The organism is Nocardia sp. NPDC058499 (assembly GCF_042719915.1).
Lineage (GTDB): Bacteria > Actinomycetota > Actinomycetes > Mycobacteriales > Mycobacteriaceae > Nocardia.
In genome coordinates this window covers 879,822-895,094 of record NZ_JBHXMZ010000001.1, presented here as the reverse complement: position 1 = coordinate 895,094, position 15,273 = coordinate 879,822, and the positions used below count along the sequence as shown (strand labels likewise).

At 68.5% G+C, this 15,273-nt stretch carries 16 protein-coding genes and 1 pseudogene; 11 read left to right on the top strand and 6 right to left on the bottom strand.

Features of this window, described 5'->3' with window-relative positions:
- Window positions 1–30: 30 nt before the first annotated feature.
- On the bottom strand, window positions 31–915 hold the full coding sequence (gene ehuB / locus ACFWPH_RS04130) for an ectoine/hydroxyectoine ABC transporter substrate-binding protein EhuB (protein WP_378747996.1): 885 nt from the start codon (window positions 913–915) through the stop codon (window positions 31–33).
- Between the two features lie 353 nt (window positions 916–1,268).
- Here ehuB and ACFWPH_RS04125 point away from each other — a divergent pair, with 353 nt between their 5' ends.
- Window positions 1,269–3,026 carry a proline--tRNA ligase gene (locus ACFWPH_RS04125; RefSeq protein ID WP_378747995.1) on the top strand — a complete coding sequence of 586 codons (1,758 nt, stop codon included), beginning with the start codon at window positions 1,269–1,271 and terminating at the stop codon, window positions 3,024–3,026.
- Window positions 3,027–3,221: 195 nt separating this feature from the next.
- Here the strand turns inward: ACFWPH_RS04125 and ACFWPH_RS04120 are convergent, their stop codons facing one another.
- Window positions 3,222–3,812, bottom strand: coding sequence for a TetR/AcrR family transcriptional regulator (locus ACFWPH_RS04120; protein WP_378747994.1), 591 nt, complete (start codon window positions 3,810–3,812; stop codon window positions 3,222–3,224).
- Between the two features lie 83 nt (window positions 3,813–3,895).
- Between ACFWPH_RS04120 and ACFWPH_RS04115 the strand changes: the two genes are divergently transcribed.
- Window positions 3,896–4,123 (top strand): hypothetical protein, encoded by a 228-nt coding sequence (locus ACFWPH_RS04115; RefSeq protein WP_378747993.1) that lies wholly within the window; start codon window positions 3,896–3,898, stop codon window positions 4,121–4,123.
- Here ACFWPH_RS04115 and ACFWPH_RS04110 read toward each other — a convergent pair.
- Window positions 4,078–4,920: an SDR family NAD(P)-dependent oxidoreductase gene (locus ACFWPH_RS04110; protein WP_378747992.1), complete on the bottom strand. Its 843-nt coding sequence runs from the start codon at window positions 4,918–4,920 to the stop codon at window positions 4,078–4,080. The two genes, ACFWPH_RS04115 and ACFWPH_RS04110, sit on opposite strands and share 46 nt — an antisense overlap.
- A 130-nt stretch (window positions 4,921–5,050) precedes the next feature.
- Here ACFWPH_RS04110 and ACFWPH_RS04105 point away from each other — a divergent pair, with 130 nt between their 5' ends.
- Window positions 5,051–5,683: a TetR/AcrR family transcriptional regulator gene (locus ACFWPH_RS04105; protein ID WP_378747991.1), complete on the top strand. Its 633-nt coding sequence runs from the start codon at window positions 5,051–5,053 to the stop codon at window positions 5,681–5,683.
- A gap of 173 nt (window positions 5,684–5,856) precedes the next feature.
- Here ACFWPH_RS04105 and ACFWPH_RS04100 read toward each other — a convergent pair whose 3' ends face one another.
- Window positions 5,857–6,591: a glucose 1-dehydrogenase gene (locus ACFWPH_RS04100; RefSeq protein WP_378747989.1), complete on the bottom strand. Its 735-nt coding sequence runs from the start codon at window positions 6,589–6,591 to the stop codon at window positions 5,857–5,859.
- A gap of 123 nt (window positions 6,592–6,714) precedes the next feature.
- Here ACFWPH_RS04100 and ACFWPH_RS04095 point away from each other — a divergent pair, with 123 nt between their 5' ends.
- From ACFWPH_RS04095 to ACFWPH_RS04080, 4 genes are all read left to right on the top strand, one after another.
- A complete protein-coding gene (locus ACFWPH_RS04095) occupies window positions 6,715–7,791 on the top strand; it encodes a diacylglycerol kinase (protein ID WP_378747988.1) in 1,077 nt (358 codons plus the stop codon).
- A gap of 108 nt (window positions 7,792–7,899) precedes the next feature.
- On the top strand, window positions 7,900–8,103 hold the full coding sequence (locus ACFWPH_RS04090; protein ID WP_378747986.1) for a hypothetical protein: 204 nt from the start codon (window positions 7,900–7,902) through the stop codon (window positions 8,101–8,103).
- Between the two features lie 51 nt (window positions 8,104–8,154).
- The gene (locus ACFWPH_RS04085) at window positions 8,155–10,041 is read left to right on the top strand and encodes a hypothetical protein (RefSeq protein ID WP_378747985.1); all 1,887 of its coding nucleotides are present in this window, start codon (window positions 8,155–8,157) and stop codon (window positions 10,039–10,041) included.
- Between the two features lie 193 nt (window positions 10,042–10,234).
- A complete protein-coding gene (locus ACFWPH_RS04080) occupies window positions 10,235–11,113 on the top strand; it encodes a hypothetical protein (protein ID WP_378747984.1) in 879 nt (292 codons plus the stop codon).
- Window positions 11,114–11,153: 40 nt separating this feature from the next.
- Here the strand turns inward: ACFWPH_RS04080 and ACFWPH_RS04075 are convergent, their stop codons facing one another.
- Together ACFWPH_RS04075 and ACFWPH_RS04070 are read right to left on the bottom strand one after the other, a co-directional pair.
- A complete protein-coding gene (locus ACFWPH_RS04075; RefSeq protein WP_378747983.1) occupies window positions 11,154–11,588 on the bottom strand; it encodes a ferritin-like domain-containing protein in 435 nt (144 codons plus the stop codon).
- Window positions 11,585–12,151, bottom strand: a complete 567-nt coding sequence (locus ACFWPH_RS04070) for a hypothetical protein (protein WP_378747981.1) — start codon at window positions 12,149–12,151, stop codon at window positions 11,585–11,587. Before ACFWPH_RS04070 ends, ACFWPH_RS04075 begins: the two co-directional genes overlap by 4 nt.
- Window positions 12,152–12,604: 453 nt before the next feature.
- Between ACFWPH_RS04070 and rimP the strand changes: the two genes are divergently transcribed.
- The 4 genes and pseudogenes from rimP to ACFWPH_RS04050 all read left to right on the top strand — a co-directional run.
- Window positions 12,605–13,228, top strand: coding sequence for a ribosome maturation factor RimP (gene rimP / locus ACFWPH_RS04065; protein WP_378747980.1), 624 nt, complete (start codon window positions 12,605–12,607; stop codon window positions 13,226–13,228).
- The gene (gene nusA / locus ACFWPH_RS04060) at window positions 13,225–14,253 is read left to right on the top strand and encodes a transcription termination factor NusA (protein ID WP_280413712.1); all 1,029 of its coding nucleotides are present in this window, start codon (window positions 13,225–13,227) and stop codon (window positions 14,251–14,253) included. Before rimP ends, nusA begins: the two co-directional genes overlap by 4 nt.
- Window positions 14,254–14,519: 266 nt before the next feature.
- A complete protein-coding gene (locus tag ACFWPH_RS04055; RefSeq protein WP_378747978.1) occupies window positions 14,520–14,741 on the top strand; it encodes a YlxR family protein in 222 nt (73 codons plus the stop codon).
- 108 nt (window positions 14,742–14,849) lie between these two features.
- Window positions 14,850–15,197 (top strand): annotated as a pseudogene (locus ACFWPH_RS04050) (translation initiation factor IF-2 N-terminal domain-containing protein); the annotation flags it as partial.
- Window positions 15,198–15,273: the final 76 nt, after the last annotated feature.

Here is a 15,273-nt window from a genome sequence, read left to right as displayed (position 1 = left end):
GTGCCGGTGTGTAGTTGTCGACCGGCACGATCAGATATCGCCCGCGCACAGCTTGGCGGTGGTCAGCTCGGGATCGGGCAGTTCGGCTTCGGTGAAACCGAATTCGCCGACGATCGACAGGTACTTGTCCTTGTCCGAGGTGATCTTGCGCAGCTCCGCGTTGTAGGCGTCGAGCAGATCCTTGTTATCGGTCCGGAAGACCGTACCGCCGGCACCGACCTGAGGTTTCCCGTCGATTTCGGCGACGAACGATTCGGTGACCTCGACCGGTGCGTCCGGGTTGTGGTCGGCCAGCCAGTTCAGCGAGATCGCGGTGAGCGCGAAAACGTCCGAGCGGCCCGAGGTCACCGCATCCATACCGTCCTGCGGGCTCCCGACCTGGGTGGCGTCGATACCCAGCGACGTGGCGTAATCCGATTCGATGGCGCCCGTCATCACGGCCATCTCGGCGCCCTTGTCCTTGATCGACTGCATATCGGTGAGCCCGAGCGGATTGCCCTTCTGCACCATCAGCGCCGTGGTGTACATGAACTCGGGCTCACTGAAAGCGGCCTGTTCGCAGCGTTCGGGCAGGATCGACATCCCCGCGCTCACCGCATCGAAACGCTGCGCCTGCAAACCCGGGATCAAGGCGCCGAAATCGGTTTGCACGCCCTCGACCGTCTCGATTCCGAGATTCCGGAAGATCTCGCGGTGCAGGGCCACCGTCGCCCCGGTGAGCTGACCGTTCTGCTCGAACGAATACGGTGCCTCGCCGGCGAACCCGACGGTGACGGTGCCCTTGTCCTTCAGGGACTGCAGGAGGTCACCACCGGCCGCTGTATCGGTCTTGGTGCACCCCGACAGCGTCGCCGCCGTCAGCACAGCACCCGCGACGAGTGCGATTGCGCGCGCCCTTGATTTCTTGGTTCCCATCACGGCCGACCTTTCCACGGGGCGCTGACGCAGGCTCTCCGGTATCGATATGCGGGGCATACAGGTCAGCGACCATTTTCAGTTTGTGCGGGACGTTCCACCGAAATCCCGGTGGAACGAACCCTAGCGGCGTCCGGTTCCGACTCTCGGCGCCGCAATGAAGCTGCAAAGAAAAGTTCAAAATATGTATATCACAAAGTTATTCAAACGTGTTTCAAATGTTATTTGTGTTCAGGTCTCGGGTTGTCCGGAAACCCGCCGCGACCGGCGTGGACCCGGCCGAGCGCGCCCCCGGCCGGGCGGCAGGGAATAGGGTGTCGGCCGGGATCGGGCAGGGTCTACGCTGAGCAACCGTGATCACCCGCCTCTCCCGACTCTTCCTTCGTACGTTGCGCGACGACCCCGCCGACGCCGAGGTGCCCAGCCACAAGCTGCTGGTGCGCGCCGGTTATGTGCGCCGGGTCGCGCCGGGTGTGTACTCGTGGCTGCCGCTGGGCCTGCGGGTACTGCACAAGGTCGAGGAGGTGGTGCGCGAGGAGATGAACGCCATCGGCGGGCAGGAGATCTCACTACCCGCGCTGCTGCCGCGTGATCCCTACGAAGCCACCAATCGCTGGACCGAATACGGGGACACCCTGTTCCGGCTGCAGGACCGCAAGGGCGCCGACTACCTGCTCGGGCCCACCCACGAGGAGCTCTTCACGCTCACCGTGAAGGGCGAGTACAACTCCTACAAGGATCTGCCCGTCACCCTGTACCAGATCCAGGCCAAATACCGCGACGAGGAACGTCCTCGCGCCGGCATCCTGCGCGGTCGCGAATTCATCATGAAGGACTCCTACTCCTTCGACCTCGACGAGGCAGGCCTGAAGGCGAGCTACAACGCGCACCGCGAGGCCTACCAGCGGATCTTCGAACGCCTCGGCGTGAAGTACGTGATCGTCGCCGCGACCGCGGGCGCGATGGGCGGGAGCGCCTCCGAGGAATTCCTCGCCGACAGCCCCGTCGGCGAGGACACCTACGTCGTCTGCCGCGAATCCGGTTACGCCGCGAATGTCGAGGCCGTGGTCACCCCCGCGCCCGAGCCGCTGTCGCTCGAGGGGCAGCCGGAGGCGGCCGTCCACGACACCCCGGACACCCCTACCATCGCCACCCTCGTCGACTGGGCCAACGCGGCCGGTATCGGTGAGCGCCTCGGCCGAGCGGTCACGGCCGCCGACACGCTCAAGAATGTGATGGTGAAACTCCGGCATCCGGACGGCAAGACCGAGATCGTCGGTATCGGGGTCCCGGGCGACCGCGAGGTCGACGACAAACGGCTCGGTGCCTCGGTGGAGCCCGCCGAGGTCGAACTGCTCACCGACGCCGATTTCGCCGCCAACCCGTTCCTGGTCAAGGGGTATATCGGCCCGAAGGGGCTGCAAGCCAACGGTATCCGCTACCTGGTCGATCCCCGGGTGGTCACCGGAACGTCCTGGATCACCGGTGCCGACGCCCCCGGCAAGCATGTGGTCGGCCTGGTCGCCGGTCGTGACTTCACCCCCGACGGCACCATCGAAGCGGCGCAGGTACGCGACGGTGACCCCTCACCCGACGGCCGCGGCACCCTGGTCTCCGCCCGCGGTATCGAAATCGGCCATATCTTCCAGCTCGGCTACAAATACACCGACGCCTTCGAGGTCGACGTCCTCGGCGAGAACGGCAAACCGGTACGGCTCGTCATGGGCTCCTACGGCGTCGGGGTGTCGCGGTTGGTGGCGGTTATCGCCGAACAGCAGCACGACGACAAGGGTCTGCGCTGGCCGAGTGAGGTCGCGCCCTACGACGTGCACGTGGTGATCGCGAACAAGGACGATGCCGCCCGCGCGGGCGCCGAACAGGTTGTGGCCGAACTGGACACCCAGGGCGTGGACGTTCTCTTCGACGATCGCACCGCCTCACCCGGTGTGAAGTTCAAGGACGCCGAACTGCTCGGAATGCCCTATGTCCTGGTGATCGGCCGCGGCTGGGCCGAGGGCAAGGTGGAACTGCGCGACCGGTTCACCGGCGAAACCCTCGATATCCCGGCAGATTCTGCGGTATCGGCGGTACTGGAGCGTATCCGGAGCTGATCCGGATCGCATCGAGGGGTGCGTAACCGATCTGGGGGCGCACCCCTCTTGTACGGCCCTTCCTCATGTTGCGGGGGAGTGGAAGCCCTGCCCGCTGACTCCGGTTGGCGGTGCGACTCGTCCTGGTCTTGTCGTTCCGGGCCTCGTATTGCCGGGAGGTCCGGCATGGTGGCCAGCGCTATCGACTGGCTCTCTTCAAGGGCGGATTGCGGTGCGCGTCAACTGCTCCGCGGCAGCGTGCACGGCCGCTGCCGCATCGCGCCGCTCGGTGATGGAGTAGCTGATGATCGCGCCCTCGTGCAGGCTCAGTAGCTGCACCGCGACCGTTTCGTGGTCGGCCGCTCCGGCTTCGGCGAGTAGCTGATCGAACAGCTCGTACAGCCATGTCTTCTCGGCGACGATCACCTGCCTGCCCGGATGGTCGGGTTCGGGGAGTTCGGCGTAGGCATTGATGAAACTGCAGCCCCGGGTGTTGTCCGGGAGCCACTCCGGTAGGACGTGGAATGGTGTCAGGACGCGCTCGACCGGGTCGGTCCGGTCGGTCAGGCGGGCCTCGATCAGCGTGCGCCAGCGGCGGTCGCGCTGTTCGAGGTAGGTGACCAGCAGGCCGTCCTTCGAGCCGAAGCGGTCGTAGAGGGTTCGTTTGGTCACGCCGGATTCGGCGGCGATGGTATCGACCCCGACCGCGTGGATACCGCGTGTGTAGAAGAGTTCGGCGGCCGTATCGAGTATCCGTTGCGCCGCCGGTGTCAGGGGCGTAGTCGCGTTGTGCGCGGGTGTGGACATATCCGTATCCCTTGCATTCACAGGTCTGTGAACCTAGTCTATCCACAGCAGCAACTTCACAGATCTGTGTAGTGGAGGTAGGTATGAGACGAGCAGTACAGACGGCGGCCCGTGCCTTGCGGGATTTCGCCCTCGGAATTCATCTCGCCAACGGCATCCGGCACGGCGTACCGCAGCGCACCGAGCGGCCGGGCTGCCTCGTGCAAACGCGGCAGCCCGGCGGCGGCCGACCTGCGCCGGGTGAGTCGATCACGCCCGCGTTCACTCAGGCATTCACCGGTCCGGCCGCGGTGAGTAGTGCGCGGGTGTGATCCCGCAGTCGCCGGGCCGCCCCGTGGTCGAATGCCGCACTGCCGGTGTCGACGGCGTTGTCCTGCATATACGCCGACAGTGGCACCACCGGTGGGTTGTCCAGATGGCGCATGATGCGGGTGGCCGCGGCTTCGGCCGGTTGGCCCCTTCGGTGCATATCGTCGACGAGGGCCCGGTCGGCGGCGGAGTAATCGCCGGTGAAACCGGTGGCGGTGAGTCCGGGATGCAGCAGTAGATAGCGGATATTGCTGTGCTGATGGTCGTCGGTGAACGCGACGGCGAGCAGGTCGCTCAGTTTGCCGCACTGCTGCATTACCGCGTCGGGATCGTAGGATTTCGCGAATTGCAGGTCGTCCCAGCGGATTCGGGAGAGGTCGCCACCCGGGCCGGACAGGTCCAGGATTACCGGAGTTTCCGCTCGGCCCAGACTCTCGGCCAATCCGCAAGTCAGCAGGTGGCGGCTCAGATAGAACAGCGCGAAGGAGGCTTCGAAGCCTTCCGGTGTCACGCTCCGGGCCGACCGGTAGAAGCGGGCACCGAGGACGAGCGTGTCGACGACAGGGTAGGCGGCTCGCAATCGTTCGAGAACGCGGTGGTTCTCGGCAACGAGGCCGAGGTCGGCGCGCAGGAATTCGATGCGGTCGGCGGCGCCGAGCCGGGCGGCCGCGTCCATGATCGTGCGCGCCTTGTCCGCGCTCCGTCCGATGATCACCACCCGTTCGCCGCGTTCGAGGTGGGCGAGGGCGAGGGATCGGCCTATGCCATCCGTTCCGCCGGTGATTACCACGGTCTTCATACAGGCTCCCATTCGGTGATACCGACTACACCGAGTTGACTCGGTTTCTAGACTCATGAGTCTAGATCGGTAGGAGGCAAGTTGCACCAGTGAGTCTGGAAAGCAATCCGATCGGGACTAGTATTGGCGCGTGACTTCCGCCGGAATTCCCGCGCGCCCACGTGGCCGCGTCGACAAACAGCAGGCGATCCTCGCCGCGGCATTCTCCGTTTTCGCGCGCACCGGATACGCGCAAACCCGGATGGATCAGATCGCCGCCGAGGCGGGAGTCGCCAAAGCGACCGTGTACAGCCACTTCGGTGACAAGGAACAGGTGTTCCGGCATGCGGTGCGGGCCCTGTCGGAAGCAGCGCGGCAGGCGAATCTGGCCGTCGTCGAGCGTATTGCCGAGCCCGGTACGGATATCGCGGCGACTCTCCGCGCCACCGGGGGTGACCTGGTCCGGTGCTATTGCAGTCCCGAATCGCGCGCGCTGCGGCGCCTGATGTGCGCCGAGGCCGGGCAATTCCCGGAACTCACCGAAATCGTCGACGAGGTGTCCGGTCAGGTTCTGCGCGCGCTGGCCGACCGATTCGCCCGGCTCGCGCTGGCCGGTGTGCTACAGCTCGACGATCCGGACCTGGCGGCTGCGCAGTGGGCCGGGTTGCTCACCGGCGCGCTTCCGGCGCGGTACCAGTTCGGCATCGAAGCGCTGCCCGACAGCGAAGTGGACACTGTCGCAGCAGCGGCGGCGGCAACATTCTTGGCGGCTTTCGGCGGCTGAGCGACCCGGTCGGCTGCCGGTAGGCCGCAACACTCGGTCCGGCTGCTCGACGGAGATCCGGCGTGCACCACGGTCCCGGCGCTGGATGGTGGGCTCAGCGTGCGGCGGTGTCGGCGGGCGCCGGGTCCGAGTGGGTTTTCGTGCCGGCCCCGCAGGCAAGGCGCTGCCCGAGCCTACTTGTGCGGCACCCCGGTGACGAGCCCACCGTCCACCACGAATTCACTGCCGGTGGCGTAGGACGATTCGTCGCTGGCCAGGAACAGGATGAACGTGGCGACCTCGGCCGAATCCGCCGGGCGCCCGAGTGGGATCGTCACCAGATCATCGGGGATGCCCTCGGTCATCGGGGTGCGGATCAGGCCGGGGTGTACCGAGTTGACCCGGATATTGTGCGGGGCCAGTTCGAGTGCCGCCGATTTGGCGAGTCCGCGCACGCCCCATTTCGACGCCACGTACCCATGTGCGAAGGGGGCGCCGCGCAGGCCTTCGACGGAGGAGACGTTGATGATCGAGCCGCCGCCGGCGGCGATCATCGGTTCGACCGCGGACCGCATCCCGAGGAAGGTGCCGACCAGGTTCACGTCGAGAACGGCGCGGAACTTCTCCAGTGACAGCTTCTGCAGTGGCGCTCCGTTGACGATGCCCGCGTTGTTCACCAGTACATCCAGCTTGCCGAATTCGGCGGTGGCGGTGGTGACGGCGGTATCCCACTGGCCGGGTTCGGTGACGTCGAGCGGGACGTAGCGGGCGGCGGGGCCGATTTCGTCGGCCAGGGCCTTGCCCTCCTCATGCAGAACATCACCGATGACAACCTGCGCGCCCTCGGCTACCAGCAGCTTGGCATGGGCGGCGCCCATACCCCGTGCGCCCCCGCTGATCAGGGCGACTTTGCCGTCTACACGTCCCATGGCGGTGACGCTACCACGAAACTGGAACCCATTCCAGACACTATTCCGGTAAAGTGCCCAGGGCTGGAATGCTGCGGCAGAACCGTATTTTTGCCGTTTCGCCGCTCATAGGTAGGAGAATCCATGGCCCTTCGCGTCGTCCTTGTCGGCACCGGTAATGCCGGCCGGATCGCCCTGACCCAACTCATCACCGACCCGCGGTTCGAACTCGTCGGTGTGGGTGTTTCCACTCCGGAAAAGGTCGGCAGGGATGCCGGAGAACTGGCCGGTCTGGACATCGTCACCGGGATCACGGCCGTCGCCGATATCGGCGACCTGCTGGCCGCTCGCCCGGACTGCGCGGTGTACACCGCGATGGGCGATACGCGGCTGGTGGAGGCGATGGGCGATATCGCGCGGATCCTGTCGGCGGGCGTGAACGTGGTCGGGACGGCACCGGGCCTGCTCATGTATCCGTGGGGAACACTGCCCGGCAAACTGTTCGCGGCCGTCGAGACGGCGGCCACTGCCGGGGGCGCCAGCGTCTTCGTCAACGGTGTCGACCCGGGTTTCGTCAACGACCTGATCCCCTTCGCGCTGGCCTCCACCTGTCAGCGGGTGGAACAGGTGCGGTGCCTCGAGATCGCGGACTACGCCACCTACGACGGGTCCACCGTCATGTTCGATGTGATGGGATTCGGCAAACCCCTCGACGAGACCCCCATGCTGCTGCAACCCGGCGTCCTCGGTATCGCCTGGGGCGCCGGGATGCGGGCGCTGGCTGCCGGGCTCGGCGTGCGGATCGACGAGATCACCGAAACCTATGAACGCGAACCCGCACCCGAGAACTTCCGGATCGCGGTGGGGGAGGTGCCCGCGGGAAGTCAGGCGGCGCTGCGGTTCGAGATCACCGGCTGGGTCGGCGGGCACCCCGCCATCGTCGTCGAACACATCACCCGCCTGCGCGACGATCTGCGACCCGACTGGGCGCGACCCGCACAAGCAGGAGGTTCGTACCGGGTGGAGATCACCGGGGAGCCCTCCTACTCCGTCGATATCAGTCCGTCGAGCCGCCGGGGCGATCACAACTACGCCGCGATCCTGGCCGGAGTGGGCCGGGTGGTCAACGCCATACCTGCCGTCGTGGCGGCCGAACCGGGTATCCGGACCACCGGTGACCTGCCGATGTACACCGGCCCCGGGCTCACCGCGCCCGCCTGACGCGGTACGCCCGGCCGCCGGATTCGGCGGCGATCCACCGTCGCGCCTAAGCTCGGATATCTGGGGCGAGCCGGTGGCTCGTCGCCGACACCAGGAAGGTTGCGCTGAATGTATGAGCCCGACAGGTCCGGCCCGCGTGAGCCGAACCTGACCGAACTGCGGGAGCGCGCCGCGCACGGTGATTCCGACGCCGTCGCACAGTTGCTCGATATCGGGGATGAACGCACCGATGCCGTCGACCTGAGCGAATACGATATCGATGTGGAAGACCTCGGGGTGGATACCGCCGAGGACACCGGCACCGACCGGTAGCCCGGTGGACCGGCCCGACCGCGGGCCGGTCCGCTTGTAGGGTGGGGGCCCATGGGAAGCGCTCCGGCCGTCGTACCGCAGCAATCCCCTGTCCCGGACATCTCTTCCGTGCGATTCGGCCGGATACGGGCCGATGTGCGGCGGTGGATATCGTCGCCCGGAAACATGGTGCTCGGTGCGGCATTCTTCCTGATCGCACTCCAGCTCATCGTCCGTGGCGGGGTCCTCGCGAACAGTTACTTCTACTGGGACGATCTCATCCTCACCGGCCGGGCCGGCAGCTATTCGCTGTGGTCGGCCGAACTGCTGCTACACGACCACGACGGCCATTTCATGCCGCTGGCCTTCGCCGTTTCGTGGCTGGTGACCGCCTTTGCCCCGCTGAACTGGACGGCCGCCGCCGCGGTATCGCTGCTGCTACAGGCGGCCGCTGCGGGCGCGGTATTGCGACTGCTGCTGGTACTGCTCGGCCGGCGCCCGGCGCTGCTGATCCCGCTGGCCTTCTATCTGTTCGGCCCGCTCACCCTGCCCGCGTTCGCCTGGTGGTCGGCCGCGCTCAATGCGCTGCCGTTGCAGTTCGCGCTCGCCTGGGTCGCCGCGGATGCGGTCCTGCTGGACCGAACGGGGCGCCGCCGGTACGCGATATCCGGGGTGGCGGTGGCGGCTGTGGCGCTGCTGTTCTTCGAGAAAGCGGTCGTGGTGCCGTTCGTCGCCTTCGCGGTGGTGGTCCTGCGCCGATATGTCGACGGCCGGGGGTTCGCCTTCCGTACGGTCCTGCGCCGGGGCGGGGCCCTGTGGGCCGGTTCCGCGACACTCCTGCTGACCTGGGGCCTGGTCTACTTCGCGGTGGCAGGGTTGCCGGCCGGTGACGCCGGATCCGCCGATATGGCCCAGATGCTGCCCCGGGCTGCCTGGACGGGGGCGGTGACCGCCCTGCTCGGCGGGCCGTGGGGCTGGGAACGCTGGATACCGTCCGCGCCGTGGGCGGTGGCGCCCGACTGGGCGATCTGGGTGGCAGGGGGTCTACTCGTGGTGGCGGTGATCGCGACGATCCGGGCACGGCCGGTGGTCTGGCCGGTCTGGGTGGCGGCGGTGTTGTACCTCCCCGCGATGCAGATACCGGTCGTGCTCATGCGCGCCGGCCCCAATACCGTCGACGAACTCATGATGTCGCTGCGCTACCTGGCCGACGCCGCGGTAGTGCTCACGATCGCCGGCGCACTGCTGCTGCGCGCCTTCGCCCGCCGGCCGCGCCGGACCATCACGGCGAACGGGGACCGGCGCAGCACCCGGTGGCGCGGGCCGATCCCCGCGACGGCGGCGGTCGTCGTATTCGCGGTGAGCAGTCTGTGGTCGACGTACACGTTCACCCGGAGCTGGTCGGAGGGGCCGACGGACAGCTATGTGACGACCGCGAAATCGGAATTCGCGCACTGGGACGGGATACCACTGCTGGAGCAGGAGGTCCCGTGGAACGTGCTGAACCCGACCGCCTATCCGCAGAACGAGGCGAGCCGGGTGCTGTCGCCGATCGCCCCGCCCGGCGCCTTCGCAGACGCCACCGAACATCTGCGCATGATCACCGACACCGGCGAATTCGCCGACGCACGGGTTTGGTGGAACCGCGCCGTCGTACCCGGCCCGGTCCCCGGTTGCGGTCACCGCGTCGACGATCGCGTGCCCGTGCGGGTCCCGCTGGACGGCCCCATGTTCCCCCACGAATGGACCGCCCAGCTCAACTACTTCGCCGACCGGGACGCGACGATAACAGTGGGTTTCGAAACCGGGAAGAAGGTCGAAGTCCCGGTTCGGGCGGGTATGCACACCGTCTACGCACGCATCGTCGGACAGGGGTTGGCGCTGCTGGTGCAGAGCCGGACCCCGGGCCTGGCGCTGTGCCTCGGTACCGGACCGGTGGGAGTGGCGTCCTACACGTGATGTTCCCAACCGCGGCAATACCCGGCCGGGGCCCTGCGAGGGAGGGCGTGTCACGGTGGTGGGTGGCGTCCGGGCACCCGTGGCGGGCCGGACGGCGCCACCGGCCGGGGTGCGATCGTCGACGCACTCGGACCGGTTCCCGGCGGCCCGCCGGGACGAACGCTGAACCGGGACGAACGCTGAAGGGGAACCGATGACCGAGGACGGCGGTCTCGGTGCCGACGGCGCGACCGTCGATTCGGTCGCCGGCCAGCTGGCCAGCCGGCTCGGTGCGGTGGGGGAATCCGCCGGCGAGGTGATGCGCCGCGATGTCCGTACCGCCGCCGGTGGTGCGGAGTCGATCGCGCTCTTGGTACAGGCCGATACCGACGGTGCCGATCGGCTCGCGGCGCAGCTTCCCGAGTTACTGGGGCGTGCCTCAGGTGACGCCGATATCGGCCCGGCGCCGGAGGCTTCCGCAGGGCCGCAACGCAATCCATCGGACCGGCTTCCGGCCGGAGACGATATGTCCGTGCCGCCGAGACCGGCCGGGCCGGACGTTTCTTCCGGCACGTCGCAGGTCGGAACCCCGGACGCTCGGCCGCCGGCGGGAGACGCCGGTGCACATGAGAGGGAGGCCGCGACGCTCGGGCCGGGTCCGGCTGTTGTTCCGGGCTCCGAGCGGGCAGGCACGACGGCCGCCGGGACGGTGGGCGCCGAGTCCGCCCCGGAACCTGAGACACCCGTGGAGGCTGCTGCGGCGGCGGACCCGGCGCGGCAGCCCGGCGTCCCGCCGGCGGACCGCGGCGAAGGCCCGCCCTCCGCCGCGCCGAGCCAGACACCGTGGACACCCGGCCATTCCGGCAGCAGCCCCGAAACGGGTCGCAACGAGGCAGCCGGAACCACCCCATGGAACCCCGGGACTCACCCCGCGATGCCTCATATGCCAGGCATTCCCGGTGGTCTGCCGAGTCTGCCGACACCGCAGGAAAGGCCGCCGCGGGGAAATCCGCCCTGGTCCCGGGGACGTGGTGGCGGGACCGTCTTCCCGCGGCCCCGGCCGGAGGGGCACGTGCCGGGCCGAGTGGACTGACGGGTCCGGGCCGCCTGGTACGGGCCGGCGCGCCGGTCGCTCAGGGTCGGCCCGGAAATGCAGTGGTGACCGGATCCGCACCGCGGACGGATCGCCAGACCGCGACCCGGCCGGCGCTCTCGGTGAGCGCCTCGATCCCGATCCGGCGGGTGGTATCGGTTTCGGCCTGCTCCACGACCGCGCGCCAGGCCACCGCGGTATCGGTTTCGACGACGATCGCCAGCTGCGCCGCGGAATCCGGATCGGTTACCGCGAGCGGCATCGTGTAGGCCGCCTCGGGGGGCGGAACAGTGCCCCGCCGGCCCGACAGGATATCGACCGTTGCGTCCCTGCGGGCGCGGTGCGCGGCGGTGTACTGCGCGACCGTCCGCTGCTGATCGGCGCCCGCGTGGGTCGCGATCATTCCGTAGGCGTAGACCGCGGCGTACTCGGCGCCGAGCGCGTCGGCCAGCGCCTGCTGTTCGGTACCGCTCATCCCAGCAGAACCCCCACCTGTACAGCGCACGCGGCGCTGATCGAGGCCAGCAGTCCCGCGCGGTACCCGGACTGGGTGACCGCCAGGTCGGCGGCCGCGCGCTGGGAGGCGCCGAGCTGGTCGCGCAACGCCTCGATACTCGGCGGTGTGGTGGGTGCCGGCGTGGTCACCGGAGCCGGAGTCTGCACGGCCGGTGTGCTGCCATCGCCGTACACGCCGACGACCCGGTCGATCTCGGTGCGCAGGGCATCGGCGTGGGCGGTGCGTTCACTCGCGATGGTGGTCAGCGCGGCCGAGCGCGCGGGGTCGATCGCGATGGCGGCGGTCGCGGCGGCCGCATCGGTGCGGGCCGAGAACTCCTGGGCCGCCAGCACATCCGGCTCGGTGATCGGGTCCTCGGCGCACGAAACGAGCGCGGGCACGATCAGCAGACCGGCCGTGCCGCCACCGGCCACCCGCAGCGCGGCCCGGCGACTGAAACGGCGGGATACGCTGAAGCCCCCGGTATTCGCAGGTCCGCGAGGAAACCCGGCCGCGGGCCGGTCGGTCACACGCTCGGTCACCGGACCATCGTGCCAGATTCGGGCCGGGCCTCCGAATGGGCTCACCCGCCCGCCTTCCGGTCGCGCGCAGGTGCTCGTCGGCTGCCCGGCGAGGCCGGCCGTGCGGGACCGAGGAGTTGTGCGCCGTGGTGGCGACCGCCCGGCGGCGACGGCCGCCGACGTGACTCGGCCGCGGGGTAGCCGCGCGGGGTCGCGCGGGATGTCGTGCCGGTCGATCAGTGCCTGCGTGTGGGCATACGGATCTTCGCCTTCGTGCCGGTCGTGCGGCTGCGGCAAGGCGTTCCTCGCCTGGCGTGGTCCCGCCTGCGCTGCACACGTGTCGCGGCTGCGGGTAGCTGTCCGGCGGCGGACTTACCGCCGACCGCTGGTCCTTTACCTTCTCGCGGCGCGTTACGCTAGGTCACCGGCACAGAACTTTCCGTCCGCGTAACAACTGAACCAGGAGCTGCCCATATGCCGATGCCGACCGAGGAAGGGGTGAGCCGGCTCGTCGCCGGACTCGTCGCCGGTCGAGGATTCGATCTCGAGGGAGTCGAGGTTTCCACCGCGGCGGGACAGACCCGGGTGCGGGTGATCGTGGACAGCGACGAAACCGCGGACCTGGACAGCATTGCCGAACTCAGCTCCGAGGTCTCGGCGCGGCTGGACGAAGCGGACGACGAATTCGGTGCTGCCCGGTACCTGCTCGAGGTGACCACTCCGGGCGTGGACCGCCCGCTCACCGCCGACCGGCACTGGCGCCGGGCGCGGGGCCGCAAGGTCCGGGTCCGGCTGCGGCCGGGTGTGACACCACCGGAGCCCGGCCTGCCGACGACGTTCGAGGCCAGAGCCGGTGCCCTCGAGGGGGACCGCATCGCGCTGGTGCTGGGGGGTAAACGCGCACCGCGGCTGGTCACCGCCGGACTGGGGGATATCGAACGTGCCGTGGTGGAGGTCGAGTTCGCCCCGCCCAACGCACGTGAACTGGAACTGACCGGAGGTGTCGCCTCCGGTCGCCCACCCGCGGGAGCGGACGCCGCGGAGCACACCGCCACCACCGTCGACGCGTCCGATTCGACCGAAGGGACCATGGAATGAATATCGAAATCGAAGCCCTGCGCGCCATCGTCGCGGATAAGGGGATCTCGATCGAAGCCGTGATCTCCGCGATCGAATCCGCGTTGCTGACCGCCTATAAGCACACCGAGGGTCATCAGCCCAACGCCCGGGTCGAGATCGATCAGCGCACCGGCCTGGTCCGGGTGCTGGCCACCGAACTCGACGCCGAGGGGCAGGTGATCTCCGAATGGGACGACACCCCCGAGGGTTTCGGCCGTATCGCCGCCACCACCGCCCGGCAGGTCGTACTGCAGCGGTTACGCGATGCGGAGAACGAGAAATCCTTCGGCGAATTCTCCACCCACGAGGGCGATATCGTCGGCGGTGTGGTGCAGCGTGATGCGCGCGCCAACGCCCGCGGCACCGTGGTGGTGCGGATCGGCAGCGAACTGCACGGCACCGAGGGGCTGATCCCGTCGGCCGAGCAGGTGCCGGGGGAGACCTACGACCACGGCGACCGGATCAAGTGCTACGTGGTCGGCGTGTCCCGGGGCCCCCGCGGTCCGCAGATCACGCTTTCGCGGACCCACCCGAATCTGGTGCGGCGCCTGTTCGCGCTCGAGGTGCCCGAGATCGCGGACGGGTCGGTGGAGATCGTGGCGGTCGCCCGCGAGGCCGGGCACCGGTCCAAGATCGCGGTCCGGTCCACGGTGGCCGGAGTGAACGCCAAGGGTGCCTGTATCGGCCCGATGGGGCAGCGGGTACGCAATGTGATGAGCGAACTGGCCGGCGAGAAGATCGACATCATCGACTACGCCGACGATCCGGCGACCTTCGTGGGTAACGCACTGTCACCGTCGAAGGTGGTTTCGGTCACAGTTGTCGACCCCGATGCCCGCGCGGCGCGGGTGATCGTGCCCGATTTCCAGCTGTCACTGGCCATCGGCAAGGAAGGCCAGAACGCGCGGCTCGCCGCCCGGCTCACCGGGTGGCGTATCGATATCCGCAGTGATGCCGCACCGGATTCCGGTGGTTCGGTGCGGACGGAGGCACAGCGCCGTTGACCAGTACCCCGCGCCCGGCGCGCCCCGCACCCACCGGTTCACCGGACCAGCGGGCAAGCCGTGCCGACCTGCCCGCGGCGCCGTCGCCGGGGGCGGGGTTGGAGACTGCCGACCGGTCAGCGGTAGAGTGGTGTCAGGTTCGGTCCGAGTCTTCGGTTCCCGCCCACGAACGTGGAGAATCTGCGGCGCCCCGGCGCCCGGAATATCCGGTACGTACGTGCGTCGGATGCCGGAAACGCGAACCGGCTGCCGAACTGCTGCGGATCGTGGCGCGTGGGCTCGGCACCGGCAACGGTGCAGAGGCCGTCGTGATCGTTCCCGACCCGCAGCGCAGACTTCCCGGACGGGGTGCCTGGCTGCACCCCTTTTCGTCTTGTCTGTGCACCGCGGTCCGGCGCCGAGCGATCGGCAGAGCACTACGAGTGTCCGGAAATCTGGATATCTCAGCCCTGGAGCAACACCTCGAGAACAGGCACGAGCACTCATGAGCACACCGTGAAGTACCAACGATGAACGTCCATCGGAGTTAACCCGAGGTCGTGCGGGGCCCCGCCAGCAGGCGGGCGGCGCTGCTCGACCTCTCAGTGAGGAGAGCAGTGGCAGGCAAGGCCCGCGTGCACGAGTTGGCAAAAGAACTCGGTGTCACGAGTAAAGAACTACTCGCGAAGCTCAAGGAGCAAGGCGAGTTCGTGAAGTCGGCATCGTCGACGGTGGAGGCACCCGTCGCGCGCCGGCTGCGCGAATCGTTCGCGGCGAAATCCGCGCCGGCGAAATCCGATAGGCCGAACGGGACCAAACCGTCGTCGGCCCGTCCCGGTCCTGCGACCGGCGCCAAACCCGCGGCTCCCGGGCCGCGGCCCGGTCCGCGCACCCCGGCCCCCACCGGGCAGCCGGGTCCCGCCGAATCCGCGCCGGCGGCCGCTCGCGCACCAACCCGGGCCGCCGGCGGCGGGCCTCAGCGGTTGTCGATGTAGCGGCCCATCGCGGGGTTGAGGTAGGGTACGGTGTCGGCAGCCGGTC

Bases quoted from the DNA above. Each gene is read 5' to 3' on its own strand.
- ACFWPH_RS04095 (WP_378747988.1), top strand. From the start codon at position 6,715: ATGGCCCTTCGCGTCGTCCTTGTCGGCACCGGTAATGCCGGCCGGATC.
- rimP (WP_378747980.1), top strand. From the start codon at position 12,605: ATGCCGATGCCGACCGAGGAAGGGGTGAGCCGGCTCGTCGCCGGACTC.
- ACFWPH_RS04075 (WP_378747983.1), bottom strand. From the start codon at position 11,588: ATGAGCGGTACCGAACAGCAGGCGCTGGCCGACGCGCTCGGCGCCGAG.
- ACFWPH_RS04090 (WP_378747986.1), top strand. From the start codon at position 7,900: ATGTATGAGCCCGACAGGTCCGGCCCGCGTGAGCCGAACCTGACCGAA.
- nusA (WP_280413712.1), top strand. From the start codon at position 13,225: ATGAATATCGAAATCGAAGCCCTGCGCGCCATCGTCGCGGATAAGGGG.
- ACFWPH_RS04120 (WP_378747994.1), bottom strand. From the start codon at position 3,812: ATGTCCACACCCGCGCACAACGCGACTACGCCCCTGACACCGGCGGCG.
- ACFWPH_RS04080 (WP_378747984.1), top strand. From the start codon at position 10,235: ATGACCGAGGACGGCGGTCTCGGTGCCGACGGCGCGACCGTCGATTCG.
- ACFWPH_RS04110 (WP_378747992.1), bottom strand. From the start codon at position 4,920: ATGAAGACCGTGGTAATCACCGGCGGAACGGATGGCATAGGCCGATCC.
- ehuB (WP_378747996.1), bottom strand. From the start codon at position 915: ATGGGAACCAAGAAATCAAGGGCGCGCGCAATCGCACTCGTCGCGGGT.
- ACFWPH_RS04115 (WP_378747993.1), top strand. From the start codon at position 3,896: ATGAGACGAGCAGTACAGACGGCGGCCCGTGCCTTGCGGGATTTCGCC.
- ACFWPH_RS04085 (WP_378747985.1), top strand. From the start codon at position 8,155: ATGGGAAGCGCTCCGGCCGTCGTACCGCAGCAATCCCCTGTCCCGGAC.
- ACFWPH_RS04100 (WP_378747989.1), bottom strand. From the start codon at position 6,591: ATGGGACGTGTAGACGGCAAAGTCGCCCTGATCAGCGGGGGCGCACGG.